This window comes from Gordonibacter sp. An230 (assembly GCF_002159915.1).
In the GTDB taxonomy this organism is placed as follows: domain Bacteria; phylum Actinomycetota; class Coriobacteriia; order Coriobacteriales; family Eggerthellaceae; genus Rubneribacter.
Map to the genome: position 1 here is coordinate 1 of NZ_NFJP01000026.1, position 24839 is coordinate 24839.

Below are 24839 nucleotides of genomic sequence, written 5' to 3' on the forward strand. Positions count from 1 at the left end.
GTGGGGGAGGGGGCTATTCGGCGGTCAGGGCTGCGGGGTTGGGCGGCCGCGGCAAGGTCGGCGTACTGCCGGCCGCGGACGCGTTCCCGCTGTTCGGCAGTGTTGCGGGCGCATCTTCGGCGGCGTCGGCCTCCAGCAGCTCCCTGATGCGCGCCCGGGCACGGAACAGCCAGGTGCGCACGGTGGCGGGCTGGCTGTTCAGGATACGGGCCACGTCGGCGGTGGAGTACCCTTCCACGTAGTGCAGGTGCACGGCGGCGCGCAGGTTTTCGGGCAGCTTGCCAACAGCCTCCCACACGGCGGCGTCTTCGCCGTCGAGCGCGCCGCTTGCGTCGGGCGCGCCGTCTGCGCCGGCTAGCGGCGCGTCGCGTTCAGGGTCAAGCTCCACCGTGCGCCGCTTCCAGCCAGATCGTGCCAGATCGTGGCAGCGGTTGACGGTCACGCGCAAAAGCCATGCTTTCTGATGTTCTCTGTTGGAGAACGGCTCGGTGCGGTTGTACAGGCGCAGGAACACGTCTTGGTACACGTCCTCCGCGTCGGCGCGCGATCTGGTCTGGCTGAGCGCCAGCCGGTACACCGCATCGCCCCAGTCGCGCATAGCGCAGGCAAGCGCCTCGCTTCGGTCGCGATCGTTCGCCTCGTCGGGTGTTTCTCGGGGCATGGGCACCTCCTTTCACCCTAGCATACGTTTAAAGAAGGCGGGATGTTTCAAGAATCTTTCGTTCGGGAAAAGAAACAGCCGCTCGGGTGAACGGCTGTTTCAAGGCGTCCTTCGGATATCGTAGGTGTAAATTATTATCTATTGGTGTGTAATTATTAAAAAGATAATCATATTTGGCCACTTGTCAGCTTGAAAGCTGGCGTAATGTAGTTCGACAGGTATAAGAAGGGAGGTCAATTGTTCGAGTGACTTTCAAGCACGATATCGAAGCTTTATAAGTTCACCATTCGATTTTATTGACAATCAAGCGAGTTAGTTCAGTCATCTTGCGTAAGTACCTAAACAGAGAGGATGCTCTTATGCAGGGAAAGATGAAGCGCAAGTTGACAGCCGTAGTCGTAGCATTTACGCTTGTCTTCGGCGGAATGGTTCCATTTACTGCGTATGCAGACGAATCAAACACACCAACGGAAACCGTTGTCTTTACAGAAGAAGTAGCGCTGACTGCAGCCGACAATTTCGCGTCCAGTTTCTATCCTGAAGAAAATCTCGAAGTCTCTTCCGCAGTTACTTTTTGCAACAGCAATGGCGACAAAGGTTATATTGTCAATTTCCTCAAAGATGAAAACCCATATGGATATGTGATACTCGATCCTAGTCTCGAAGATCTTGTTGCAGAGTATTCTATTGGTGATAACGCGAAAAGTCCTTATGACGTTATTGTCGAAGATTCTGGCAACATAAACGCAAGATCCCTCGAAGATCCCTCGATGGTTCAAATAAGCCCGCTTGAATACGGGATTGTTGATCGAGCAAGTGATCGGATCTACACGAACTCTGGCGTTGAAACCGATCTCGATGGGATTATGGGTGATGGTTCTTCAAGAGCGAAGGATCCATCGACGTGGCAGGACGCTACGATACCCATCAGTATACTTTATCGGGATTACACTATTACCGCATCGGGGAACTTGCCGCAGTGGGCTAGCACGACGCAGGATAGGGTTATAGAGCTTACCGGTCGATATGCCTGTACTGTAACGGCATATTTTGCAATTGCAGGATATTATGGCCTAGTGGATCTATGGAATGACGGGCAAGCTTATTTGGATATCTGGAACTACACTGGTACTTACCAAGATCCCTATAATCCAGACACATCTATATTGTGGGGAGCCACGAACGTAGATGATGGGGCAGTAGGATTTGTGAATTACCTCGCGTCTCGTGGAAAGCATGTGACCCAGCGGACAACTTCTGGAAAGCCCACATTCGAGGAGTATGTGACCTCTGTCAATAATCAAGATGCTAGCGTTATGCATGGTTGGCTCTGGAATCAAGATGGAACGATGACGGGTCATACCATGTTTGTTGAAGGTTATATAAGAGCCTTGAGTAAAACTGATTGGAATTCTTTGAGAATCCTACAGGTCTTTGATGGCTGGTATTCTGGTGTAAGATACATCAACTACGATTTTGCGAGCTACGCATAATTCAGGGGGACATTCTTTGTCGATTAAAGCAATGATCGCGTTTTGCTTTGAGAAAGCGAGGAAAGCGGCGCTTGGTACCGCTTTCCTCGCTGTTTTTTCGGTGCAGTTTTTTGGTTGCTGCTTCGGTGAAGAAATGCAGGGGAAAGATAGTGCGGAGGATGGAAATGTGGATCATGTAAGTAGTATGGGTTCCGTGATATTGCATGGAACGGGCACAATAATAAAGGTAGATGTTGGGAATATGACAGCTGTCGTGCAAATGCATGATTCAGGCATCTACGCCAATGAGGAGGTTGCCTTTGACTTTCGCAAGCACACCGAATCTCAGCCTGTTGAACTTGACAGGTGCAAGCCAGGTGATGAAGTTAAGGTGACGTATTTTGATTCCCAAACCTCTAACGGCGGATTGGCGGGCGAATCTTTGGTTTTAGCGGAGGCTCCTTCTGGGTTGTAGTATCTGAAGCGCGCGGAGACCGCGCGATGCGCGGCCTCCGGATTGCGATGGGGGGGGGGATTCCCACCCGCATGTATGGGTCGTGCGAGTTTTAGTTTACTCCACGCCTACGATGACGTCGGTGGCCTTCACGATGGCGAGCGCCTTGCCGCCCTCGGCCAGGCCCAGCTCGTCGATGGCCTCGTTCGTGATGGAGCCCATGATGCGCGCGCCGTCGGCCGTCTCGATGGTCACGTGGCCGTTCACGGCGCCCTTCTTCACGGATGCCACGATGCCGGCGATCTGGTTGCGGGCCGAGATGCCCGCGACGCGCTCGGTGTCGGTGGCGAACATCACGTTGCTGGCCTTGACGATGGCCACGGCGTCCATGCCCTCCTTCAGGCCCAGGTCCTTGATAGCCTCCATCGTGATGTCGGCTTTGATCTGCGTGGAGCCGAGGTCGATGGTGACGATGCCGTTCACCGCGCCTTCGGAGACGGCACTGACGGTGCCCTTGAGCTGGTTGCGAGCGGAGATCTTCATATCCTGTCCTTTCGGTTGGGGCCTTCCGATTTCGGAAAGCCCGTTCGGTCTGCGCGCAGTATCGCCCATCGGCGCGCGCGAGGGAAGGGCTGTGCGCGAAATGCGCCGTGCTCGTACGATCTCGTATCGTTTCGTTCACTTTCGCGTCGCGCCCGCCCCGCGCATCGCGGCTTTGCGGCGGGCGCGGCACCCTCTTGCATGCACCCCGCTTGCATGCGGAAGCGCCGCACCCGCTCTGCGCGTCACGGCGCTGCGGCGGGCGCGCTCTCCTCTGCTGGAAATTTTTTTCGCGAAAGCATCCCTCATCAGGTGATTGCAACCGCAAGGCGCCTGGAAGTTTCCCGAAATGCAGCCGCATGTTGGTAGAATGGAACGGCTTGCCACCGCATAGTGGAATCGCCGGCGAGACGAAGCACCTCACCCGACGATGAAAGGACCACCCGTGAGTTTCCGCGACAACCTACAGCATCTGCGCGCCACGCGCAACATGACCCAAGAGCAGTTGGCGATGCTTCTGGGCGTCAGCCGCCAATCGGTGACGAAGTGGGAGGCCGAGCGCGCCTATCCCGAGATGGACAAGCTACTGAAGCTGTGCGATATCTTCGACTGCACGCTGGACGACCTGGTGAAGGGCGATCTGACGGCCCGTCCCGCCGCGCGCTCGGGCGCAACCGTGCCCCAGGGCGCTCCGCAGGACGTCTGCGGTTACGACGAGCATATGCGCCGCTTTGCGCGGAAGGTGCCCACGGGCATCGCGATCATCGTGCTGGGCGCCGGTATCGGCTCTCTGTTCGAAGGCTGGCGCGTGCTGCCTTTCGCCAACCCCGACGCGCTGTTCATGGTCGTTTTCCTTTTGGGCCTTCTGGCGGGGCTTTCGCTTATCATTCCCGCCGGCATGGAGCATTCGGCGTTTCAGAAGGCGCACCCCTACATCGAGGACTTCTACACCGCCGAGGAGAAGTCTGCGGCCAGCAGGCGGCTTACATACGGCATGGTGGTCGGCATAGGGATCATCTTCGCAGGCGTGCTGGCTGTTCTGCTGACGGAGGACGGAGCGTACGAGAACGTTGGACCGTCGGTGCTCATCATACTAGCCGCCGTAGGGACGTGGCTGATCACGCATTTCGCCATGATGTACGGTCGCACGAATGTGGCTCAGTACAACAAGAGCGTAGCGGACGATCTGGAGATTGAGGAGATTGCGAATCTGGCCATCGAGGAGGAACGCAAAGCTGCGTTTTTGCAGAAGAGGAGGCACAGGCAGAAGGTGGGCGCCGTCTGCGCCGCCATCATGATGGCGGCGACGTTGGTGGGATTGCTTCTGCTGTTCGCCCCGCTGTTCAACGGTCAGAACATCGACGACGTGGATTGGGAATCCGGTGGTTCCACGTACTTCTGGCTGGCTTGGCCTGTCGGCGGCCTCCTGTGCGGCGTGGTCTCCGTCCTCATGGACGCGTTCCAAAAGAGGTAGGCCGGGTTGGCGGATTGCGGGTTCCGCTCAGGGCTGGCGGGCATTTCGCTGGTGCAAGGGTGCGTGCGGCCTTTTGGCGATGGGCGGCGCGCTGGACGCCCCGATGGTGCCGGGGCGATGCAGGAGAGGGGTTTCGCGTCCGCGACGACGGCGCGCCTTTCGGCGCCCGTCCCGCGAGGCGCGCTCCTCCCTTTGCATCTCCTGCGGGCGCGTGGGGGCCATCTGTGTTGCGATTCTCGGTGACACGGCCTTCCGATTGTGGGAAAATGGCAAGCGGACTATTCGAATTTCTTGCATGTGAGGTACCTTAAGCCATGTCTGCCCGGTTCAACATCAAGGCGGCCGATCCGGAGGCTGTGGCGCGTCTTGAACGCGCGCTCGGTTTGCCGCGTTTCGTCGCCGCCACCCTTGTCGCCCGCGGAATCGCCGACGCCGCCGAGGCGCGCCGATTCCTCTCCCCTTCGCTCGATCGCGATTGGCTCGACCCCTATGCCATTCCCGGTCTCTCAGAAGTGGCCGATGCGCTGGAAGCCGCTGTGAAGCGCGACGACCACATCCTCGTGTTCGGCGACTTCGACCTCGACGGCATTTCGGCGACCGCCGTGCTCACTCGCGGTCTGCGTGCTCTTGGCGCCAAAGCCACGCCGTTCATCCCCTTGCGCTTCGAGGAGGGCTACGCGCTTTCCGAGGCCGCCTTCGCCCGCGCACGTGCGCTCGGCCCGGACTTCATCGTCACGGTGGATTGCGGCATCGCCTGCAAGGACGAGGCGGCGGCCATCGTAGAAGCAGGTTTGGGGCTAGCCATCACCGACCATCACGAACCGGCCGATCTCGTGCCCGAGGGCGTGCCCGTGGCCGATCCGAAATGCGATCCCGCCTGCGAAAGCTCCATCTTGGCCGGCGTGGGCGTTGCGCTCAAGCTCGTGCAGGTTTTGGGGGGCCGTCTGGGCAAGCCTCACCTCTGGCGCGACTACACCGACCTCGCCACGCTCGGCACTGTGGCCGACCTCATGCCCATGCGCGGCGAGAACCGTGCGCTCGTCGCATGCGGTATCGCGCGCATGAACGCCGCACCGCGCCCGTGCATCGCCGCGCTTCTCGCTACGAGCGGCGCGGCCGACAAGCCCGTCAGCGCCACGAACCTCAGCTTCTCGGTCATCCCTCGACTCAATGCTGCCGGTCGCATGGGGGATGCGCAGCTCGCGCTCGATCTGCTTATGACCGACGACCTGGCCGAGGCTCAGCGCCTGGCTTCCCAGCTGGAGGCCGTGAACGACCAGCGGCGCGCCATCGAAGCCGAGCTCTCGGAGATCGCGAAAGCCCAAGCTGCAGAGGTCTACCACGGCCAGCGCGCGCTCGTCGTGGCGGGGGAGGGCTGGCACGAGGGGGTGAAGGGCATCGTTGCCAGCCGCCTGGTGAACGCTTACGGCGTGCCCAGCCTGCTGTTCACCATCGACGGCGAAGAAGCGCGCGGATCGGGCCGCAGCGTGGGGCAGGTGAACCTGTTCAAGGCGGTGGAGAGCGCTTCCGATCTGCTCACGCGATTCGGAGGCCACGAGGCGGCCGTGGGGGTGACGCTGCCTGCGGAGAACCTGCCGGAGTTCGAGCGCCGCCTCGCTTCCTTTTTGGACGACTTGCCGGAGGGCGCGTTCCATCCACTCGTGAACATCGATGCGTGCGTGGGGCTCGACGAGCTCACGCTGGACAGCGTGGCCCAACTCGAACGGCTCGCTCCTTTCGGGCAGGAGCATCCCGTGCCCGTCTACCTGGCGCGCGACGTGACGCTGGCGAACTGCCGTGCGGTGGGCGCGGAGAAGAACCATTTCTCGTGCGCCCTTTCCGACGGTCGCTCAACAGTGTCGGGGATCATGTTCCATTGCTCGGACATCGAGGCTCTCATGAGCACGGACAGCGTGGTGAACGCTGCGTTCGAGGTGCAGATAGACGAATGGCGCGGTCGCCGTTCGGTGAAGGCCATGCTGCAATCGCTTGCGCCCGCGCGCACGTGCGGTGCGCTCGAAGCATGCCTCAATCCGGAAAGCCTCACGTTCGTGGCCGACCTGTACGCAACGAGCGACGCTGAGCTTGTTGCCGATGCGCCGCACCGCCCCGAGGACGTGGAGGCCTACGAGGCCGCCCGCGCCGCGAACCGGAAGGAATGGGAGCGCCGCGCTACCGCCGATCCCGGAGCGCTCGAGCGCGAGGTCGTGCGCGCAATCATTGGGGACCGTTCACTGCATGACGCTCAGCGAGAGGTGCTCGATCATTTGCGCGCCGGAAGGTCGGTGCTTGGCATCATGGCGACGGGGCGCGGCAAGTCGCTCACGTTCCAGGTGCACGCCGCTGTGCGTGCGCTTGCATGCCATGAAGCCAGCCTGTTCGTCTATCCGCTGCGCGCACTTATCGCAGACCAGGCCTTTCATTTGCGCGAGGCGCTCGACCGCTTCGGTATCGGCGTGGTCGTTCTCACGGGCGAGAGCACGCCCGAGGAGCGTCGCCAGGGCTTTGCTGGTTTGTCCGACGGCACGTTCGACATCGCGCTCACCACGCCGGAGTTCCTCGCGTGGCATGCCGAGGAGTTCGCCTCCACCGGGCGCGTGCGGTTCGTCGTAGTGGACGAGGCTCACCACGTGGGCCTTGCGAGGGCGGGGCAGCGCGTGGCCTACGCCACGATCGGCTCGGCGATCGCTCGACTCTCTGCCCCTTCCGACACATCCAGCGCGTCGGCTCTCGCGTCCGCTTCCCCTTGCCTTGCGCCTGCCGAAGGGAAGGGGGTTTCGGAGGCCTTCGCGTGCGAAGAGGGGCGATGCGACGCGGTGTCTCGCTCCGGTCGGCAGACGGGCGACCATGCGCTCTCAGGAGGGAGCCTTGCCGCTTGCGCTTCCCTCGCGGTGCTTGCGCTCACCGCTACGGCTGGCGACGATGTTGCCGACGCTATCAGGCGCGAGCTGCCAGTGGACGTGTGCGTGTGCGATCCTGCTTCGCGTCCCAACCTCAAGGTGGACGATCGGCGCAACCTCAAGAATCGCGACGACTATCTTGCCAACCTCGTGGCCTGCGGTGAGAAGGCCGTCGTTTACGTGAACTCCCGCGAGCGATCCGTGGCGGTGGCGCGGGCGCTGCGCAAGCGCGTGCCGCAGATGGCTCCGCTGATCGGCTTCTACAACGCAGGCCTCTCCCGCGCCGAGCGCAAGCGCATCGAGGAGTTGTTCCGAACAGATGCGCTCAAAGTGCTCGTGGCCACCTCCGCGTTTGGAGAGGGCGTCGACATTCCCAACATCCGCCATGTGGTGCTCTACCACCTGCCGTTCAACGAGATCGAGTTTAACCAGATGAGCGGTCGTGCGGGGCGTGACGGCCGGCCTGCGGGCATCCATCTTCTGTTCGGGCGCGCCGATGCCGGCATCAACGAGCACATCCTGCGAGACATGACGCCCGACCACGACTGCCTCGCGCAGGTGTACCGTACGCTGCGCGCGCTGCAGCGTCGAAGCGCCGAGCCTTTCTTCACGTTGAGCGATGCCGAGCTGGCCGATGCGGCCAGCACCGACGCTTTCCCGGTGAGCCCGGCCTCCGCGGCGTGCGGCGTGGCGGTGTTCCGCGAGCTTGGCCTTGTCGAGACGCACACCGCGTACGGAGCGGATGGCATGGCGCGTTCCATCCATGTCAAGGAGACGCAGGGCAAAGTCGAGCTCACCGACAGCGTGCGCTACCGCGAGGGCCTGGGGGAGCGCGAGATATTCCATGCGTTTCGAGACTGGGCGATGAAGAGCGATTCTGGCACCTTGGAAGCGCGCGTTTCGCGCCCCATCCTGCCGGCTGAGGCTCGTGGAGCGGAGAGGGGGCGAAACGATGAGCGCGGGCGATAAAAGCGATCGCGAAGAGCTGTTGGGAATCACTCCCGGAGCCGCTTCGAACAAGCAGACCGTGGAGGACAATCTTTTGGGACGCCCCCACGTGGCCGAGAAGTCGTTCGCGTCCGACGCGAAGAAAGACGTTCCTCGCGCCGAAACGCCCGAGGATCGTTTCGCCGAGCTGCAGCGGCTCACGTCCACGTACCTGTCGGAGCCCGACGAGGCGCTTTTGGCGAAGGCGTTCCGGTTCGCGAGCGAGGCGCATGCGGGTCAATGCCGCAAGAGCGGCGAGCCGTTCGTCGCGCATCCTGTGGAGGTGGCCATCATTCTCACCGATCTGCGCATGGACGTCGAGACGCTCATCGCGGCGCTCCTGCACGATACCGTCGAGGACACGAAGGTCACGGCCGAGCAAGTGGCAGAGGAGTTCAACCCGCAGGTGGCGCAGCTTGTCGAGGGCGTGACTAAGATCACGCGCATCGAAGTGGAGAGCCTCTCGGACGAACAGGCGCAGACCATTCGCAAGATGTTCGTGGCCATGAGCAAGGACATCCGCGTCATCGTCATCAAGTTGGCTGACCGCCTGCACAACATGCGCACGCTCGGCGCCCTGCGCGAGGACCGTCGCATATTCAAAGCGCGCGAGACGCTTGAGATCTACGCCCCCATCGCGCATCGCCTCGGGATCAACAACATCAAGTGGGAGCTTGAGGATCTGTCGTTCTACTATTTGGAGCCCAACAAGTTCAAGCAGGTCAGCCGCATGGTTACGGAGAGCCGTGCAGAGCGCGAGCACTATCTCGACCAGATCATCTCCATACTGCACGGCGAGATGGAGAAGGTCGGCATCCAGGCGCAGATCATGGGCCGTCCGAAGCACCTCTACTCCATCTACCAGAAGATGACGAAGAAGGGCAAGGGCTTCTCGGAGATATACGACCTCATCGCGGTGCGCGTGATCGTCAAGACGGTGAAGGACTGCTACTCGGCCCTTGGCGCGGTGCACACGCTGTGGCATCCGATGCCGGGCCGCTTCAAAGACTACATCGCCATGCCGAAGTTCAACATGTACCAGAGCCTGCACACCACGGTCATCGGTCCGGCGGGGCGCCCCCTCGAGGTGCAGATCCGCACCGAGGACATGCATCGTCAAAGCGAGTACGGCGTGGCCGCGCACTGGCGCTACAAGGAGAAGAGCGGAAAGGGCGGCGATGCGCTCGATCAGCAGCTGGCGTGGCTGCGCCAGATGATCGATTGGCAGGACGAGACGCAGGATTCGCGTGAGTTCCTGAAGGATCTCAAGGTCGACCTCGCGCCCACCGAGGTGTTCGTGTTCACGCCGAAAGGCGAGGTCATGAGCCTGCGCGCCGGGTCGACGCCGGTCGATTTCGCCTACGCTATACACACCGAGGTGGGCAACCATTGCGTGGGCGCGAAGGTGAACGGGGCCATCGTGCCGCTCACCTACGAGCTGCAGCTGGGCGACCGCGTGGAGATCCTCACCCAGAAGAGCGCAAGCCCCTCGCGCGATTGGCTCAACATCGTGAAGACGCCGAGCGCGCGCAGCAAGATCCGCTCGTACTTCAGCAAGGCCAGTCGTGGCGACGACTTGCAGGTCGGTCGTGACAAGCTCACGCGCGAGATGCGCAAGCACGGCCTTGGCATCTCGAGCGCTCAGTCCATGCGCGCCCTCAAATCGGTGGCCGAGCATATGGGTTTCAAGGATGCCGACGACATGCTCGTGAACATCGGCACGGGCAAGGAGAGCGCGCAACACGTGGGCAACCGCCTGCTCAAAGTGCTCGTCGACAGGGGCAGCGAGGCCGACGAGGCGCTCGGTTTGGGTGCGGGCGACATGTCCACCGGCAAGCTGCCTCCGATGTTGACCAGCGTGAAAACGCCGAAAAGACACGAGGCGCACACTTCAAACGGCGTGGTGGTGAAGGGCATCGACGACGTGCTCGTGCGCCTGTCTCGCTGCTGCAACCCGGTGCCGGGCGACGACATCCTGGGCTTCGTCACGCGCGGCCGCGGCGTGTCGGTGCATCGCGCCGATTGTCCGAATGCGCAGGATCTCAAGCAGACGCCCGAGCGTATCATCGAAGTAGCCTGGGAAAGCGATCTTCCGAAGAACACGTCGTTCAAAGTGGAGGTGTTCATCGACGCGCTCGACCGCATGAATCTGCTGCGCGACGTGGCGGTCATCTTGTCGGAGCAGGGTGCCAACGTGCTGTCGTCGTCAACCACGTCGCATCGCGACGGTATGGTGGAGATGCGCTTTTTGTTCCAGGTGTCGGACGTCAATCATATCGACGTCGTGCTGAGCAGGCTGCGCGGTGTGGAAGGGGTGTTCGATGCTCGCCGTATGGTTCCCAAGGCCGGGAGCGCGAAGAAGAAGTAGCGGGCGCACCCGTCGTTCGGCAGGGTGGCGGGTGCTGCCTCGTTGAGAGCTTTCGCGGCCTCCGCTCTCGGCGCCGCTTCTGGCCTTCGGGCACGAAACGCGCTTGGCCGCAGGGAGAGTCGCTTTTTGATAGCGCGAAGGTCTTGCCCGCGCCGACGAATTGTCAACGTATGAAAGGACGGATCACTATGGCCCAGACCCGAACCGTGAAGGGCGCATGCGTGCCCATCGAGTACCTTGTGCTCGGCATGCTGCAGAACAACGTGTACCTCATTTCCGACGGCTCGGCCACCATCGTGGTGGACCCGTCGTGCAAGGCCGACGACATCCTCGGCGCCGCCAACGGCTCGGTGGACGCGATCGTTCTCACGCATCGCCACTCCGATCACGTGGGCGCGGCGAAGGAGCTGCGCGACAAGACCGGCGCAACGGTGGTCGCGTCAGCCGTGGACGCGCCCATCATCTCGGGCGAGAGGAAGCTGCCACGCGACGACACCCGCTTCGCGCCGTGCCCAGTCGACCACGTGGTGAACGACGGCGACGTTCTCAAGATAGGGAACATGCCATGGAAGGTCATTCTCACCCCGGGGCACACCGAGGGTAGCATGTGCCTGTTCATCGACTCCCAGTTCGGCACCGATATCGCCGCAGCGCCGGTGCTCGTGTCGGGCGACACGCTGTTCTGCGGCTCCATCGGCCGCACCGATTTCGCGGGCGGCGACATGGGCGCCATGCGCCGTTCGCTCAAGCGCTTGGCGGTGCTGCCCGACGACACCATCGTGCTTCCAGGTCACAATGACCTCACCACTATCGGCGCCGAGCGCAAGCGCGTGTTCGCCTACTACGCGTAAAAGGGCTTCACCCTCTCCAATCCGGGGGGGGGGTGGGCCTCTTGCGATTTTGCCGAAGAGCGCCCGGTGCACGAATTCGGCGCGAAAATGGCCGCGGAATCCCGTTCTGGCGCGGAATCCATCATGCGAGAGAGTACCTGCCGGGAAAACCCAGGTTGCGAAAACCGGCAAGAGGCGCATGGTCCGATTCCGAGCGATTCTTGTGCCAAAAAGGGATTCTGCGGCCATTTGAAGCGTGGAATCCTGCATGCAGCTTGTGCGTAGTTGATGAGATGGGCCTTACGTTGGGCGTTCGGTCAGCGTCTGTGCATGGCGAGCGTCATCGCCAGGCATGCCAAGGAGAAGGCGCCGAAAGCGGCTAGGCCGATTGCTTCCGTACCGAACGTCGTTGTCGATGCGCTCAATGCGAGCGGCGGGAAGAATCCGCCGAGCCCGCCCATCATCGACACGATGCCGTTGGCGGGGCCGGCCTGCTCTGCGAAGTGCAGAGGAACCAGCTTGAACACTGCACCGTTTCCGATGCCGCATGCGATGCCAATCAGATAGATGCCCGCCAGATACGTCGGCAGTCCCGGCGCAGCGGCCAGCACGCCTGCGCCGAGCGCCAACGCGGCGAACGCGCCCGCGAGGAGCCGATAGCAGTCCAGCCGGTCACCCAGCCAGCCTCCAAGCACGCGCACGCCAGCCGCGAGCACGATGAACGTCGAGGTCGCGGCTCCCGCATCCGTCTCGCTCATCCCGTAGTGCGATGTAAGGAAGCTTGGCAGATATACGGTAAGCGCGACGAACGCTCCGAACGTCACGAAGTAGAACAGCGACAAGGCCCACAGCCGCGTATCGGTTGCGACGATCCGAAGCTGCCGGATGGCGGATGCGCGCGTGCGGGGTTCGCGACGGTCGCCCAGCGCGAAATTCACGATTATGAGCGCCCCGAGCAGCACGAGGTACAGTTTCATGGCATCACGCCATCCGATGGCCGAGGCCGCCGCGGGGGCAAGCCACGTGCTAAGCGCTGTGCCCATGTTCCCGAAGCCGTATACGCCGTTCACGAAGCCGTGGCGTCGCGAGGGGAAATACTTCGGCAACGAGGTTACGCCCACAGAGAACACCGCGCCCGCGATGCCCAGGAACATGCCGCCCATCAGCAAGTCGGCAGTTGTCGACGCTTCGCTGAGAAACCAAACGGGAACGAGGAGCGCGGCAAAGCTGGTCAAGAACACGGTCCGCGCCCCGAACAGGCCTGCCCAATGGCCCATGGGGACGCGCAGGATCGAGCCCAGCACCACGGGAACAGCGGTGACCAATCCCACTTGGCTGGCGGGGACGTCTATATCTTGCCGAATGGAGGGCAGAAGCGACGACAAGGCGACCCACACCATGAAACTCGCGGTCAAATCAACCGTCTGCAGTGTCAGTTGGCGTCGTCCCTCCATGATACCCTCCCCGTTTTCCTATCGATGCGCCGCTCTTTCATGCGTGCGTGCGCACCGGTGCGAGCGCCCGTGGCATTTGGCGGGTGCTCGCGGCGCCGTTTTGGGCGTGTTCGAGGGTTTCGCGTTTTTGTGCAAGCTCGAGCATGCGTCTGCACATCCTCCCTAGCGTCCCTCGTGTTCCCTCCGGCTCGTTACTGTACCACTGTTCGGATGCCGTGCTCGGCACCGCGGCGTTGAGTAGGGGTTGCTGAACGTCCTTCGCGGGTTTTTCACCGATGGGCCGTCGGTTGCCGGTAAAAAGGAGGCGGGAAACCCTTCCGCATCGTCGAATATGCGCTAAACTGATGAGTTGCCGGCCTTTTGTCATCTTTTCGAAAGGGTGCTTGTGACCATAGAGTGGGCGACGTTCATCGCCGGGCTCGCTTCGAGCCCGGTTCTGGTGGCGGTGACCTTGCTCACCATCGGTGTCATCGTCGTGAACGGTGCAACTGATGCGCCCAATGCCATCGCAACCGTGGTTTCCACGCGAGCCATGAAGCCCAAACGCGCTGTCCTTATGGCAGCGATCTGCAACTTTTTCGGTTTGCTCGCGGTGTCGTTGGTCACGTCGGCAGTTGCGCACACCATCTTCAACATGGTCGATTTCGGTGGTGACGCGCGACAATCCCTCATTGCGCTCATGGCTGCCATGGTGGCCATCATCGTATGGGGCGCTACGGCTTGGTATTTCGGTATTCCCACCAGCCAGAGCCACTCGCTCATCGCGGGTCTCACCGGTGCGGCCGTAGCGCTGCAAGGTGGGTTCGGTGCTATCAACGGCGCGGAGTGGGTGAAGGTGGTCTACGGCATCGTGCTGTCTACGCTGCTTGGGTTCTTCCTTGGATGGGCCAATTCCAAGGTGGTCGCACGGTGCTGCCGCAACGTCGACCGACGTCGCTCCTCAGCGTTCTTCTGCTGTGCGCAAGTGGCCTCCGGAGCGGCCGTGGCGTTTATGCACGGCGCCCAGGACGGCCAGAAGTTCATGAGCATTTTCGTGCTGGCCATCGCGTTGGCGACGGGGTCGAGCCAGACCGACCAGATGGTCCTACCCGTGTGGCTCATGTTCTTTTGCGCGCTCAATATGGGTGTCGGCACGGCTGTCGGGGGCGAGCGCATTATCAAGAGCGTCGGCGTGGACATGGTGAAGCTCGAGCCGTTCCAGGGGTTCGCCGCCAGTTGCGCGACGTTTTTCTGCCTTATGTTGTCCACTTTCGCCGGCTTGCCGGTTTCCACCACGCACACGAACACGACGGCGATCATGGGCGTGGGTGCCGCGAAACGCAAAAGCGCGGTGAAGTGGGGAATCGCCGTCGATATGGTGAAGACGTGGGTGCTGACGTTTCCTGGGTGCGGAGTGCTTGGGTTCGCGTTCGCCCACCTGTTCCTGATGTTCTCGTAAGGAGGGCCCATGGCCAAGAAGGCGAAGTTCGATTATTTTGACGCATTCGAAAAGCAGACGGAAGTGGCGGTGAAGGAGGCCGATCTTCTGATCGAAGCCATCGAGGGCTTCACTGAAGCCGAGCACTTGAAGGGGGTTATGGAGCGCGCGCACGAGCTTGAGCACAAAGGCGACGAAATCAACCATGCTATCTTCAAGACGGTGGCAACCGACTTCATCACTCCTATCGAGCGAGAGGACATCATCGAGTTGTCCCAGTACCTCGACAACATCATCGACTACATCGAGGACGTGATGCAGCGCTTCTACATGTACGATGTGCACTTCATGCACCACGACGCCCTCGAGTTCGCGCTGCTCATCAAGAAGAGCTGCGAAGCGCTCGACAAAGCGATGGAGGATTTCCGCAACTTCAAGAAGTCGAAGACGTTCAAGCAGCTCATCGTAGATGTGAACACCTACGAGGAAGAGGCCGACCAACTGTACATGCGCGTCATCCGCAAGCTGCACACCAATGATCGTGAGAATCCGATGCGCGTGCTGGTATGGTCGCAAATCTTCGACCGCATGGAGAAGTGCTGCGACTCCTGCGAGCACGCCGCCGACATGATGAGCTCCATTTTGCTGAAGAACGTGTAGCTGTCATACAGCGACGAGGCGACTCGGCACTTTGCGTTCCGCGTTGTCGCCCGAAACGGTCGTTTTCAATGCGAAAAACGACCGTTTCGGGCGACAACGCGCCCAATGCGACAGGGCGTGGGCGCGGCTCCGCAGGCTACGCACGATGCGTTAAAGGCGTGGCTCGAAAGGGTCTCTGGGGGCGTCGTCGGTGCGTGCGCCTGCTTCGAGGATGCGGTGCAGCTCATCACGATTGACGATGATGCGGTCGCTCGGATCGCTCGCGACGCTTGCGCCAGAGCTTGCCTGAGCGCTTTCCGTTGTTCGAGTGCTTGCGGCAGGGCATTCGAACATGCTTGCCGTTGCCGGTTTTTCGATGCTGCTTCCCGCGTGGGCTCCTGCATGAGATTCCGCACTTGCGGCCGTGTCGGCCCTGCCGTCGGCTCTCGCCGCCGCTTCGAGTTCTCGGCGCTTGCGCGGTGGCGGGATCTCGCCGTTGAGGCGCGCCCAGATGTATTTAACCTTCGCGTAGGCGCGATTGCGCTCCTTGTCGCGCTCCACTTTGCCCTTTGGCGGCCGCACGCGTCGTGCGACGGATTTCACGGGCCGCGCCACCACGCTGGCCACCACGTCTGAGTAGTCCTTGGGCGGCTTGGTGCTCCATCCGAAGAACAGCGATGCGTAGCGTATCCCTATCACGAGGACGGCGCAGGTGATGGGCGCATAGGAGTCGAGGATGTGGTTCTGCGCCATCAGCGCGTACGCTGTCGACCCGATGAGCGCGGCCGATCCGTACAGCGCCCCCGCTTGAAACGCATTGGGCTCGTGATTCATGGCGATGTCGCGCAAGATGCCGCCGCCCACAGCGGTGATGGTGCCCAGGATGATGGCCGGCACCACGTCGAGTCCGGCTGAGAGCCCCTTGCCCACGCTGATGACGGCCCACAGCGCCACCGACAGGTTGTCGAGCAGGTCCACCACCGGGTCGAGATAGGTGGCCAGCTTGCCGAAATAGAACACCACCACGCCCGCCACCGCGCACGCGAGGATGAGCGTTGGTCGCTGGAACGCGTAAATGCCGTAGTTCTGCAACAGGAGGTCGCGCATGATGCCGCCGGCCAGCCCGGTTACGATGGCGATGCACACCACGCCGAAGATGTCGTAGCGAGCGCGCACGGCGCTCATGGCGCCCGACAAGCCGCCGGTCAGCGTTGCGGCCATCTCCAACCAGAAGGGTACGGCGAGGACGACATCGAGCATGTAGACCGCCTTAAACGCGCACGGGCGCGTTGTCCTCGACGGCCACGAGCATGGCCACTACGGGTCGCCCTGAGAAGTCGAGGTCGCTCGTGATGGCGCGTGCGGCCTTAGAGCCGAAGTCGTCGCGGTCGAACGAGGCCATGGCGGCCTGCGCCTTCCCAAGCGCTTCGTCGTAGAGGTCCTGGAAGCTTGCCAGGCTCGCCTCATCTGTGAAGGGGTTCGTCCAGGGATCGTGGTCGCGATTGTCGAAGGCGCTTTCGGAGAGCTCGACGGGTCGGTGGCTCATCGAACGGTAGAACGAGAACGGGCGCGCGATCTGTTCGAGGCGGCCGATGAGGGCGCGCTTGCATCCGCTCGGCGAGTGGAAGAAGCGCTGTGCGGCGCGGAAATCCTTCACGGAGGTCGAGAACAGGGGCTTCGGGACGATCTCGCCATACACGGTGAGGGCCAGGTAGACATGGAGCTTCGACGCGACATGCAGCACGAAGTCGCTCGCTTTGAGGATCTCGGCGGAGGGGTCGAACGTGGCGACCGTCTGCCCGCGCCGTGTGAACAGCAACAGCTCGTCGAGCTCGCTTTCGATAAGGCTGTGGACTTCGCTGCCGTCGGCGCGTGAGAGGCCCGGTTCGCCGGCGTCGCACAGGCGGTACTCGTGATAGTACACGAAAGGGTGCGCGGTGGAGTCGAGCGCATAATGGCACAAGAAGCCAAGCGCATAGGCGCGCCCGATGGGAAGCTCCGCGCCGTTCAAGATTGACAACGCGTCCTTGAGCGCCTTGATGAGCTCGGTGGGCTTCTTGCTGTGCATGGTACTGCCCAAGCGACGGTGGGCGCGCATGCGAGGGCTCAGCACGGCGTAGAACAGCGGATCGGGGCCTTGGTTGCCCAGAAGGAAGGCGTCAGCCTCGTCGCGCGAGCCGCCGATGGTGCCAAACAAGCGATCGTAGATGTCGCGTCCGAAGAAGTCGTGGGTGATGAGGGAGGGCATGGGGAAGGCTCCGTTTCTGACGGCGATTTTACGGACGATGCTACTCGCTATCATATACAATGAGCGGGCGGTTGTTAACCGTTGGTTTCCCACTTGTGGAGGAGGGTTCGTTCCCGCTTGCGAACGGAGGGCGGGGCGTGCGGGCTTCGGGGCCGACGGCGCGGAGCGAGCATTCGACCGCGTTGGGTGGGGCGGCCGCATGACCAAACGAGGCGAAAGGTTTCAATATGGCGGGCAAGCTGACCAAGCAGGAGAAGAGCTGGATTCTCTACGACGTGGGCAACTCCGCGTTCATGATGCTGGCCACCGCGCTTATCCCTGTGTACTTCGCCTCGATCGCGGAGCCGGGCTCTTCGGTGGTGGTGGCGTGGGGCTATGCAGAGACGGTGGCGTCGCTCGTCTTGGCGTTGCTCATGCCCATTCTGGGCAGCCTCGCCGACCTCGAGGGCAACAAGAAGAAGTTTTTCGTGGGCACCGTGGGCACGGGTGCCGTGGCGCTGGCGGCCCTCGGCATCCCTTCGACGGCGATCGCGTTTCTGATCGTCTATGTGATCGCCTCGGTCATGCTGAACGGCTCGATGGTGTTCTACGACGCGTTCTTGGTGGACGCAACCGACGAGGATCGCTACGACGAGGTGTCGTCGCAGGGTTACGCTTGGGGCTACATCGGTTCGTGCGTGCCGTTCGTTGCGTGCTTGGCAGTGGTGCTGGGCGGTCCGTCCGTCGGCATCCCCATGGACGCGGGAATGAAGATCGCGTTTCTGATCACGGCCGCGTGGTGGGTGGCGTTCAGCATCCCGCTTCTGCGCAACGTGCGGCAGACGCACTATCGACAGCACTCCGCCCATCTGGTGCGCGATACGTTCTCCGGGCTGGCGCGCACGCTGGGGCGCATCTGGCGCGACCGGCGGCTGCGCCTGTTCATGCTGGCCTTCTTCTGCTACATCGACGGCGTGCACACCATCATCAAGATGTCCACGAGCTACGGCACCGATCTGGGGATCGACTCCACGCAGCTCGTCTTGGCGCTGTTGGTGACGCAGTTCGTGGCGTTCCCTTCGGCCATCGCCTACGGGCGGCTGGCTGGACGGTTCGGCACGAAGCGCATGCTGCTCGTGGCCATCGGCGCGTATCTGTGCATCACGCTGTTCGCGGCGTTCTTCTTGCGCTCGGCTGTGGAGTTCTGGGTGCTGGCCGTGTGCGTGGGGTTGTTCCAAGGCGGCATCCAGGCGCTCTCGCGCAGCGAGTTCGGCAAGCTCATACCGAAGGATCGCGCCAATGAGTACTACGGCTTTTTCGATATCTTCGGCAAGTACGCCGCCGTCATGGGCACGCTTCTGGTGAGCGTGTTCACGCAGATGACGGGCAGCTCTTCGGTGGGCGTGTTGTCCGTCGCCGCGCTGTTCGTGCTGGGCTTCATCCTGCTGGTGAAGATGCCGGAGGCCGAAGGGTAGCGCACGGGCTGGGACTGGGGCGACGCGTGCCGACCCGGGCGGCGGCGAGTTTGGTGCGGATGCTCGGTTCGCCGGGCTGCTCCGTTTTCGCGGGCGAAAAGGAGTCGCGGCGAGATTGCGCTGCCAAGGAGCGCTTCCTGGGAGTCTCCTCGGAAAACCTTCCGACCGCTCCGATCGGTCGAATCGGGGCGGCGGTAGGGGTTGTCGGCGCGTCCGAGTCGCCTCGGAAAAGGCGGCGTGTCGGAAGAGGCCCTTCCAATAAGCCCGCCCGCTACTTTCGGTACACCTCTTTTCCCTCCTTGATGGTGGCGAGCACGGCAACGTTGCGCAGGTCGGCGGGGTCGATGGCGAACGGATCGCGGTCGAGGACGGCGAAGTCGGCCAGCTTGCCCGGCTCGAGCGTGCCTTTGCGGTCCTCCTCGCCGTACTGGTAGGCGGCGTTCGCCGTGATGGCGCGCAGGGCGTCGTACACGCTTACTTTTTGTTCTTCGTCGAGTTGCACGCCGTTCTTCGTCACGCGGTTCACGGCGCACCAGGCCGCTTCGATCAAGTTCGGTCGCAGCACGGGTGTGTCGGTGTGCAGCGTGAAGGGCAGGCCGGCCCGCTTGGCATCGCCGCAAGCGCTGATGCGGCCGCCACGGTTCGGGCCGAAGTTCCTGAGGTGCACATCTCCCCAATACCAGATGTGCGACGAGAAGATGGATGGGATCATGCCCAGCTCGGCCATGCGATCGTACTGGTCGGCACGCGCAGTTTGGCAGTGGATCATCACCGGCCGCAGTTCGCGCTTGCGAGGGTTGTCGGACGCGTCGAGGGCGGTGGCGTACACGCGCAGAAGCTGGTCGCTGGCTGCGTCGCCGTTTGCGTGGCACAGCAGCTGATGCCCTGAGTCGATGGCTTTGCGGGCGAACGCGGCGGCATCCTCGTCGGTCATGGTGCCGTAGGCGACCCAGTCGTCCTCTCCTTTGGGCCCTGCGGAGTAGGGCTCGGTCATCCACGCGGTGAGGCCCTGGGGCGATCCGTCCAAGAACATCTTGAGCCCGCCGATGCGCAGATGCCCATGGTAGTCGAGGCCGTCGAGGTCGGCGTGCTTCTCAAGAATAGCGTCTACGTCCTCGCCGTGCATGGGGTAGGCCACCACGTCAATCTTGAGCTTGCCGTTGTCGGCGAGCGCGCGCAGCATGTCGACCATGTTCGCGGGTGTGGCGCCGTCTTGGCAGGTGGTGACGCCGTGCTCGAGGTACACGAGCTGCATGTCGTCGGCGATGGCGTTTGGGTCGAAGGCGATGCGCGGCGTGGTGACGGCGTACAGCGCGTTCATGGCTGCGGGTTCCTCGGCGTATCCGTCGGGCTCGAGCGTGTCGCCCACCCGCCCGAAATGACCTCCTTCGGGGTCGGGTGTCGATTCGTCGATGCCGGCCAGCCGAAGCAGCGGGCTGTTCGCAACGGCCATGTGGTTGGAGGCGTGGACGGCCATGATCGGGATGCTGGTTGAAACCTCGTCGAGGACGGTTTTGTCGGGATGGCGTCCTTCGGCCAGCGCGTTTTGGTCGTATCCGGTCGCCATGACCACGCCGTCGGGGCCGACGTTGCGCTCGTCGATGAAATCTCGGATGACGCGCTGGATGTCCGAGAACGAGGCGCAGGTGGAGAGGTCGGCGTACAGCACGTACTGCATCGCTCCAACGAAGTGGCTGTGGGGGTCGATGAACCCGGGTAGCACATGGGCTCCTCCGAGGTCGATCTCGTCTGCATCAGGGGTTCGGCTGCGGGTCTCTTCGAGCGATCCGACGAATGAGATGATGCCGTCGTCGTCGACCGCAATGGCTTCGGCTCGCGCACCTTCTGAGGTCATAGGATAAAAGGTTGCGTTATGGAAAAGCGTGCTCATGAGGTCTCCTATCTATGCGAATGAAAAGGATACGATGGAAGGGGCATCAAGAGGGGGATTTTGCCGGCAGGGTTGAGAAAACGTTTCCTCGAAAAGGTGCGCCGATGATGCGCGGAAAGGTTGGATGCGGGGTCGGCGAGTCGAGCTCGGGTTTGTACGGTCTAGTCGTGCAAACCTGCAACCCTCGTCGAAGGCGTGCGTCGTGAGCCCGCTTTCCCTCTTTTGGTTGGGCGGTTGCGGACGTTGTGTCCCGTCGTCTTATGCTTTCTACTGGTTGTCCGCGGATGCCACGTGCTTCTTCTGCCCCTTTTCGAATATGTCGATCCTGCGCACGATGAAATGCTCTGCGAAGATGGTGCGGGGACACTCGCTATAGAGCAGCTGGGCTGACCAAAGTGGATGTTGTCGCTTGCGCTGTGGGCAGGTGCGCCATTGACTACGGTTTTTGTCGACGGTGCGGCGAGAGTGGCGGTGTTCGCCATCTTGCATGCGGTGTGCCCCGGCGATACATCCGGCCTTTCTGACGCGGGGTTGCCGAGCTGGGGGCGTCGGGCTTGTTTCGTGCGCTATTCCGCTAGCTTGCGTTGAGCTGCTTGGGGGCGGTCGTTTCGCCCCTCCCGACGCAGTTGCCGGCGTAGTGGGATTTCTGCCGCGTTCGTATGCGGTCGCCCTTGTGGTGGTGAGCGCGGTTGCAATGATTGCCGCCGTGCTGGCGGGATGGGCGTTGGCCCTGGCCGTGATCCTTGCGCTTCCTCTGCCTTTGCCGTTCGCCGCCATGTTGGTGCTCAAAGGCTGCGTGTGCGCTCTCGGGGGGGGGGGGTCTTTCGGGCTTTCTCGCCATCTCCTACGTGGCGTTCGGTATTCGGTAGCGAGCTTCGGCTTTGCTCGAGTCAGAACTGCGCGATGGAAGAAGGGCTACTTGTCCCTTTCTTCGCCATAGCTTTCTCCGTTCGGATCGGCATCGCCTGCGAACTGAGAACTATCTTGCGAACGGATATTCTGTATCTATGATTTTCTAGGCATACGCGCAAACTTTTGATTCGCCCGCCTATTTCGCGCGGTGCGGCCTTTTCCGGACATGCTCGATGGGGTATGATGCGCAGGTCGGGTGCATCGGAGGACGGAGGGGCCATGGTTACCGTCGCGGACATCATCGCGTTGCCGGCGTTCACGCGCGTGGAGCCGATCGCCCCGTGCGAAGGCGCTGAGCGTCGCGAGGTGCGCAATGTGGGCATTCTCGACTGCCCGCCCGATTACAACGAGTACCGCGTGTACAAGCCGGGCGAGCTCATCCTGACGAACCTGGGTTTCGCGTACGGCAATCCCGACCTTGCGGAGAAGTCGCTTTTGGCGATGATGCGCCGCGACGTTTCCGCCATCGCCATCAAAACAGTGTACGAGCCTCCCATCAGCGATGCTGTGCGCATGGCCAGCGAAGCGTGCGGTGTGCCGCTTTACCTGTACGACGGAGCCTACCATGAGACGGTGGCATACCAGTCGCTTGCTCTTATCCAGCGTGATCGAGACGAACTGGACAAGGAAAAGGCCCTCGACGAGCTGATGGATGCCCATGACGGCGATCGCGTGCGTGTGCGCCTGAGCTCTCTCGTCGGTGTGACGGGGTCGAAGCTGCAATGCTTCGCGTTCGCCCTGCGCGCGGGTGACACGTGCTCTTTCTACGCTATGCTCGATTCGGTGTCCCTCGCGATGGCGGGGGGGGGGTCTGAGAAAGGAGTTCCCTGCCATTGAGTCGGTCGGGGTGTGCCGCTATCGCGAGCACATTTTGGCGTTCGTGTCCTATTCGTCGGCAAGCGAGAAGGAGCGGTCGGCCGCTGAAGATCGCTGCCTGGTTGTGGCTGCTCAGGAGGCCGGCCTGTACGGAGGCGCGAGCGAGACAATGCCTTTGAGCGATGGCGATCTTTCCATCCGGCAGGCGCTTTCCGCCGTCGCCAGCGCGCAGCGGCAAGGGCTGCGCCTGGTGCGATGGGCCGATCTGCATCTAGATGCCTTTGCGATTGCCGCGAAGAGCGATCGCCTGTTCATGAGCGCAAGCGACTTGCATCGATCAAAGCTTGCCGCCTACGACGAGGAGCACGGTACCGAGCTCATGCGCACGGCTGAGGTGCTTGTCGCTCGGCATGGTGACGTGAAGGCGATCGCCGATGAGTTGCACCAGCATCCCAACACCGTGCGCTACCGCATGCGCAAAATAAAGGCTGTTCTCGACATCCCGCGCGAAGACGACAAGGCGCTCGTGAACCTGCTCAGCCTCGTGTTCCTGCCCGACCTCGCAAGGTCTAAATAAAACTAGGGCCAGTCCCAACAGGACCGGCCCTTGCAAAACCCGAGGGTTTTTCACGTGCGATCGTAATTGCAAACTCATGTTGAGTCGTCAATCGCCCTCGCCAGGTGCCTCATTACTGCTGGAACGGCGAAGGCGTCTTCCGTTTGTCGAAGAGGTTCGTTGCCGCGTACACTGCCAGACCTGTGATCATGCCCGCCACGATGGGAACGGAGCTGGACGTGCCGACGACGAGGAAGCACGCGGTGACGACGACGGCGCTCGCGCCGAGCGCGTACAGCCCTGCGTTGGGGCTGAAGCGCTTGAGCACGAAGCTGGCCACGAGCGGCACGAACACGCAGCCTGACAGGTAGCCGTAGCAGATGTCGATGCCTGCCAGCACATCGTTGATCCATAGCGAGCAGATCATCACCACTACGCCGATGATCAGGGCGAACAGTCGCGTGACAGTCACTTCTTCAAGAAGCGCCGTTCTGCGATCCCCTCTTTTCTGAATGAAGCGCGCGTACAAGTCGTTGTACAGGATGGTGGACGAGGCCAAGATGGTGCCGCTTGACACCGACATCGTGGCCGCCATGGCCGCAGCCAGCACGAGGCCGCGCACGCCCATCGGTAGGAACGTGGACACGCCCACCACGAACGCGTTCTGCGGATCGTCGAGGTGGGGCAACAGCACGGCCACGCTCATGCCGATGATGACGGTGGCCAGCGCGTACAGGATGCTGTAAATGCCCGCGCCGATGGTGCCCCGCTTCGAAACCCTTTCGTTTTTGGCGGTGAAGATGCGCTGCCAGATGTCCTGTCCGATGATGAGCCCTGGCACGTACAGCACGAGGTAGGAGAAGCTTTTGTCGAAACCCATGCTGCCCACCGACAGGTACGTTTCGGGCACCTTGCTGACAAGGGCATCCCAACCGCCCGCAGCCGAGATGCAGAAGATGGGGGCGAGGATGAGGATGCCCACCGTCTTCACGACGAACTGCACGATGTCGGTCATGGTGACCGACCACATGCCGCCCACGAACGTGTACAGGATGACGATGCCTCCGCCTGCCACCATCGACAGCGTGGGGTCGAGGCCGACGACCCCGTTGATGATGGTGCCGATGGAGATGACCTGCACCACGCTGAGCGTGAGCGTGTAGATGAGCGTAAGCGTCGAGCTGAACACGCGCGCCGTGGGTCCGTAGCTTTTCTCCACCACCTCGTTCACGCTGAGGGCGCGCAAGCGGGACAGCTTGCTCGTTACCAGAAACCCCGCGAGCACCAAGCCTAGCCCGATGCTCAGGTTGAGCCAGATGCCGCCGAAGCCGTACTCGTAGCCGAGCTCTGTGCTGCCGATCGTGGAACCCCCGCCCAGCGTGAGCGCCGCCATGCAGCCGAAGAACAGGGGAAACGAAAGCCGTCTGCCAGCCACGAGGTAGTCTTCCTGCGTTTTGGAAAGCCGCGCGGCGGTGAAGCCGATAGCCACGATGACGATGAAGTACAGCGCGATGATGACGTAGTCGATGGGTGAGAGAACCATGTTCGAACCCCCGTTTTCGCTCTCTGTCAGCCTTGCCTCATCCTAAGTTCCCGCTGCGCGTGGGCGCTTGTTCGAACGGACAAAGCGGGTTGCAGCGGTTTTGTCCGCTCGTCTAGAGGCCCGCTCGGCGGCGCTGCGTATGATGCCTTCGTGCCCGACCTGCCGAGAGGGGCGGCGCTTTTGGGCGCAGCGACCGTCGGGGTGGGACGCACAGGGCATCGAT

18 protein-coding genes are annotated in these 24839 nt (G+C 62.0%); 11 read left to right on the forward strand and 7 right to left on the reverse strand.

Features of this window, described 5'->3' with window-relative positions:
• Positions 1–13: 13 nt before the first annotated feature.
• On the reverse strand, positions 14–661 hold the full coding sequence (locus tag B5F40_RS12380) for an RNA polymerase sigma factor (RefSeq protein ID WP_239443046.1): 648 nt from the start codon (positions 659–661) through the stop codon (positions 14–16).
• 359 nt (positions 662–1020) lie between these two features.
• Between B5F40_RS12380 and B5F40_RS16015 the strand changes: the two genes are divergently transcribed.
• Both B5F40_RS16015 and B5F40_RS12385 read left to right on the forward strand, forming a co-directional pair.
• Positions 1021–2154, forward strand: a complete 1134-nt coding sequence (locus B5F40_RS16015) for a hypothetical protein (protein ID WP_140396504.1) — start codon at positions 1021–1023, stop codon at positions 2152–2154.
• Between the two features lie 16 nt (positions 2155–2170).
• The gene (locus tag B5F40_RS12385) at positions 2171–2608 is read left to right on the forward strand and encodes a hypothetical protein (RefSeq protein ID WP_140396505.1); all 438 of its coding nucleotides are present in this window, start codon (positions 2171–2173) and stop codon (positions 2606–2608) included.
• Between the two features lie 96 nt (positions 2609–2704).
• Here B5F40_RS12385 and B5F40_RS12390 read toward each other — a convergent pair whose 3' ends face one another.
• Positions 2705–3130 (reverse strand): TOBE domain-containing protein, encoded by a 426-nt coding sequence (locus tag B5F40_RS12390; RefSeq protein WP_087194598.1) that lies wholly within the window; start codon positions 3128–3130, stop codon positions 2705–2707.
• 442 nt (positions 3131–3572) lie between these two features.
• Here B5F40_RS12390 and B5F40_RS12395 point away from each other — a divergent pair, with 442 nt between their 5' ends.
• The 4 genes from B5F40_RS12395 to B5F40_RS12410 all read left to right on the forward strand — a co-directional run bounded on the left by B5F40_RS12395 (position 3573) and on the right by B5F40_RS12410 (position 11707).
• Positions 3573–4601, forward strand: coding sequence for a helix-turn-helix transcriptional regulator (locus B5F40_RS12395; RefSeq protein WP_087194599.1), 1029 nt, complete (start codon positions 3573–3575; stop codon positions 4599–4601).
• A gap of 314 nt (positions 4602–4915) precedes the next feature.
• Positions 4916–8470 carry a single-stranded-DNA-specific exonuclease RecJ gene (recJ, locus tag B5F40_RS12400; protein ID WP_087195427.1) on the forward strand — a complete coding sequence of 1185 codons (3555 nt, stop codon included), beginning with the start codon at positions 4916–4918 and terminating at the stop codon, positions 8468–8470.
• Positions 8454–10856, forward strand: coding sequence for a RelA/SpoT family protein (locus B5F40_RS12405; RefSeq protein WP_087194600.1), 2403 nt, complete (start codon positions 8454–8456; stop codon positions 10854–10856). Before recJ ends, B5F40_RS12405 begins: the two co-directional genes overlap by 17 nt.
• Before the next feature lie 188 nt (positions 10857–11044).
• The gene (locus tag B5F40_RS12410; RefSeq protein WP_087194601.1) at positions 11045–11707 is read left to right on the forward strand and encodes an MBL fold metallo-hydrolase; all 663 of its coding nucleotides are present in this window, start codon (positions 11045–11047) and stop codon (positions 11705–11707) included.
• 296 nt (positions 11708–12003) lie between these two features.
• On the opposite strand, the gene B5F40_RS12415 is transcribed toward B5F40_RS12410, so the two are convergent.
• Positions 12004–13140, reverse strand: a complete 1137-nt coding sequence (locus tag B5F40_RS12415; RefSeq protein ID WP_087194602.1) for an MFS transporter — start codon at positions 13138–13140, stop codon at positions 12004–12006.
• A 385-nt stretch (positions 13141–13525) separates the two neighbouring features.
• Here B5F40_RS12415 and B5F40_RS12420 point away from each other — a divergent pair, with 385 nt between their 5' ends.
• Both B5F40_RS12420 and B5F40_RS12425 read left to right on the forward strand, forming a co-directional pair.
• Positions 13526–14578, forward strand: coding sequence for an inorganic phosphate transporter (locus B5F40_RS12420; protein ID WP_087194603.1), 1053 nt, complete (start codon positions 13526–13528; stop codon positions 14576–14578).
• Between the two features lie 9 nt (positions 14579–14587).
• Positions 14588–15217, forward strand: a complete 630-nt coding sequence (locus B5F40_RS12425; RefSeq protein ID WP_087194604.1) for a DUF47 domain-containing protein — start codon at positions 14588–14590, stop codon at positions 15215–15217.
• 150 nt (positions 15218–15367) lie between these two features.
• Here the strand turns inward: B5F40_RS12425 and B5F40_RS12430 are convergent, their stop codons facing one another.
• A complete protein-coding gene (locus B5F40_RS12430) occupies positions 15368–16456 on the reverse strand; it encodes a trimeric intracellular cation channel family protein (RefSeq protein ID WP_239443047.1) in 1089 nt (362 codons plus the stop codon).
• A gap of 10 nt (positions 16457–16466) precedes the next feature.
• Positions 16467–17444: a zinc dependent phospholipase C family protein gene (locus tag B5F40_RS12435; protein ID WP_087194605.1), complete on the reverse strand. Its 978-nt coding sequence runs from the start codon at positions 17442–17444 to the stop codon at positions 16467–16469.
• 227 nt (positions 17445–17671) lie between these two features.
• Here B5F40_RS12435 and B5F40_RS12440 point away from each other — a divergent pair, with 227 nt between their 5' ends.
• A complete protein-coding gene (locus B5F40_RS12440; protein WP_087194606.1) occupies positions 17672–18898 on the forward strand; it encodes an MFS transporter in 1227 nt (408 codons plus the stop codon).
• Between the two features lie 271 nt (positions 18899–19169).
• Here B5F40_RS12440 and B5F40_RS12445 read toward each other — a convergent pair whose 3' ends face one another.
• On the reverse strand, positions 19170–20789 hold the full coding sequence (locus B5F40_RS12445; protein ID WP_087194607.1) for an amidohydrolase: 1620 nt from the start codon (positions 20787–20789) through the stop codon (positions 19170–19172).
• A gap of 1131 nt (positions 20790–21920) precedes the next feature.
• Here B5F40_RS12445 and B5F40_RS16710 point away from each other — a divergent pair.
• Positions 21921–22538, forward strand: coding sequence for a PucR family transcriptional regulator ligand-binding domain-containing protein (locus B5F40_RS16710; protein WP_239443048.1), 618 nt, complete (start codon positions 21921–21923; stop codon positions 22536–22538).
• A gap of 10 nt (positions 22539–22548) precedes the next feature.
• A complete protein-coding gene (locus B5F40_RS16715) occupies positions 22549–23094 on the forward strand; it encodes a PucR family transcriptional regulator (RefSeq protein WP_239443049.1) in 546 nt (181 codons plus the stop codon).
• Positions 23095–23206: 112 nt separating this feature from the next.
• Here B5F40_RS16715 and B5F40_RS12460 read toward each other — a convergent pair whose 3' ends face one another.
• Positions 23207–24616 carry a sodium:solute symporter gene (locus B5F40_RS12460; RefSeq protein ID WP_087194609.1) on the reverse strand — a complete coding sequence of 470 codons (1410 nt, stop codon included), beginning with the start codon at positions 24614–24616 and terminating at the stop codon, positions 23207–23209.
• Positions 24617–24839 lie beyond the last annotated feature (223 nt).

What these genes read in the sequence shown, in the direction of transcription:
- B5F40_RS16710 (WP_239443048.1), top strand. Translation starts at nt 21,921, where the DNA reads ATGGTTACCGTCGCGGACATCATCGCGTTGCCGGCGTTCACGCGCGTG.
- B5F40_RS12460 (WP_087194609.1), bottom strand. Translation starts at nt 24,616, where the DNA reads ATGGTTCTCTCACCCATCGACTACGTCATCATCGCGCTGTACTTCATC.
- B5F40_RS12390 (WP_087194598.1), bottom strand. Translation starts at nt 3,130, where the DNA reads ATGAAGATCTCCGCTCGCAACCAGCTCAAGGGCACCGTCAGTGCCGTC.
- B5F40_RS12410 (WP_087194601.1), top strand. Translation starts at nt 11,045, where the DNA reads ATGGCCCAGACCCGAACCGTGAAGGGCGCATGCGTGCCCATCGAGTAC.
- B5F40_RS12435 (WP_087194605.1), bottom strand. Translation starts at nt 17,444, where the DNA reads ATGCCCTCCCTCATCACCCACGACTTCTTCGGACGCGACATCTACGAT.
- B5F40_RS12415 (WP_087194602.1), bottom strand. Translation starts at nt 13,140, where the DNA reads ATGGAGGGACGACGCCAACTGACACTGCAGACGGTTGATTTGACCGCG.
- recJ (WP_087195427.1), top strand. Translation starts at nt 4,916, where the DNA reads ATGTCTGCCCGGTTCAACATCAAGGCGGCCGATCCGGAGGCTGTGGCG.
- B5F40_RS12405 (WP_087194600.1), top strand. Translation starts at nt 8,454, where the DNA reads ATGAGCGCGGGCGATAAAAGCGATCGCGAAGAGCTGTTGGGAATCACT.
- B5F40_RS12440 (WP_087194606.1), top strand. Translation starts at nt 17,672, where the DNA reads ATGGCGGGCAAGCTGACCAAGCAGGAGAAGAGCTGGATTCTCTACGAC.
- B5F40_RS12430 (WP_239443047.1), bottom strand. Translation starts at nt 16,456, where the DNA reads ATGCTCGATGTCGTCCTCGCCGTACCCTTCTGGTTGGAGATGGCCGCA.
- B5F40_RS12425 (WP_087194604.1), top strand. Translation starts at nt 14,588, where the DNA reads ATGGCCAAGAAGGCGAAGTTCGATTATTTTGACGCATTCGAAAAGCAG.
- B5F40_RS12445 (WP_087194607.1), bottom strand. Translation starts at nt 20,789, where the DNA reads ATGAGCACGCTTTTCCATAACGCAACCTTTTATCCTATGACCTCAGAA.
- B5F40_RS12380 (WP_239443046.1), bottom strand. Translation starts at nt 661, where the DNA reads ATGCCCCGAGAAACACCCGACGAGGCGAACGATCGCGACCGAAGCGAG.
- B5F40_RS16015 (WP_140396504.1), top strand. Translation starts at nt 1,021, where the DNA reads ATGCAGGGAAAGATGAAGCGCAAGTTGACAGCCGTAGTCGTAGCATTT.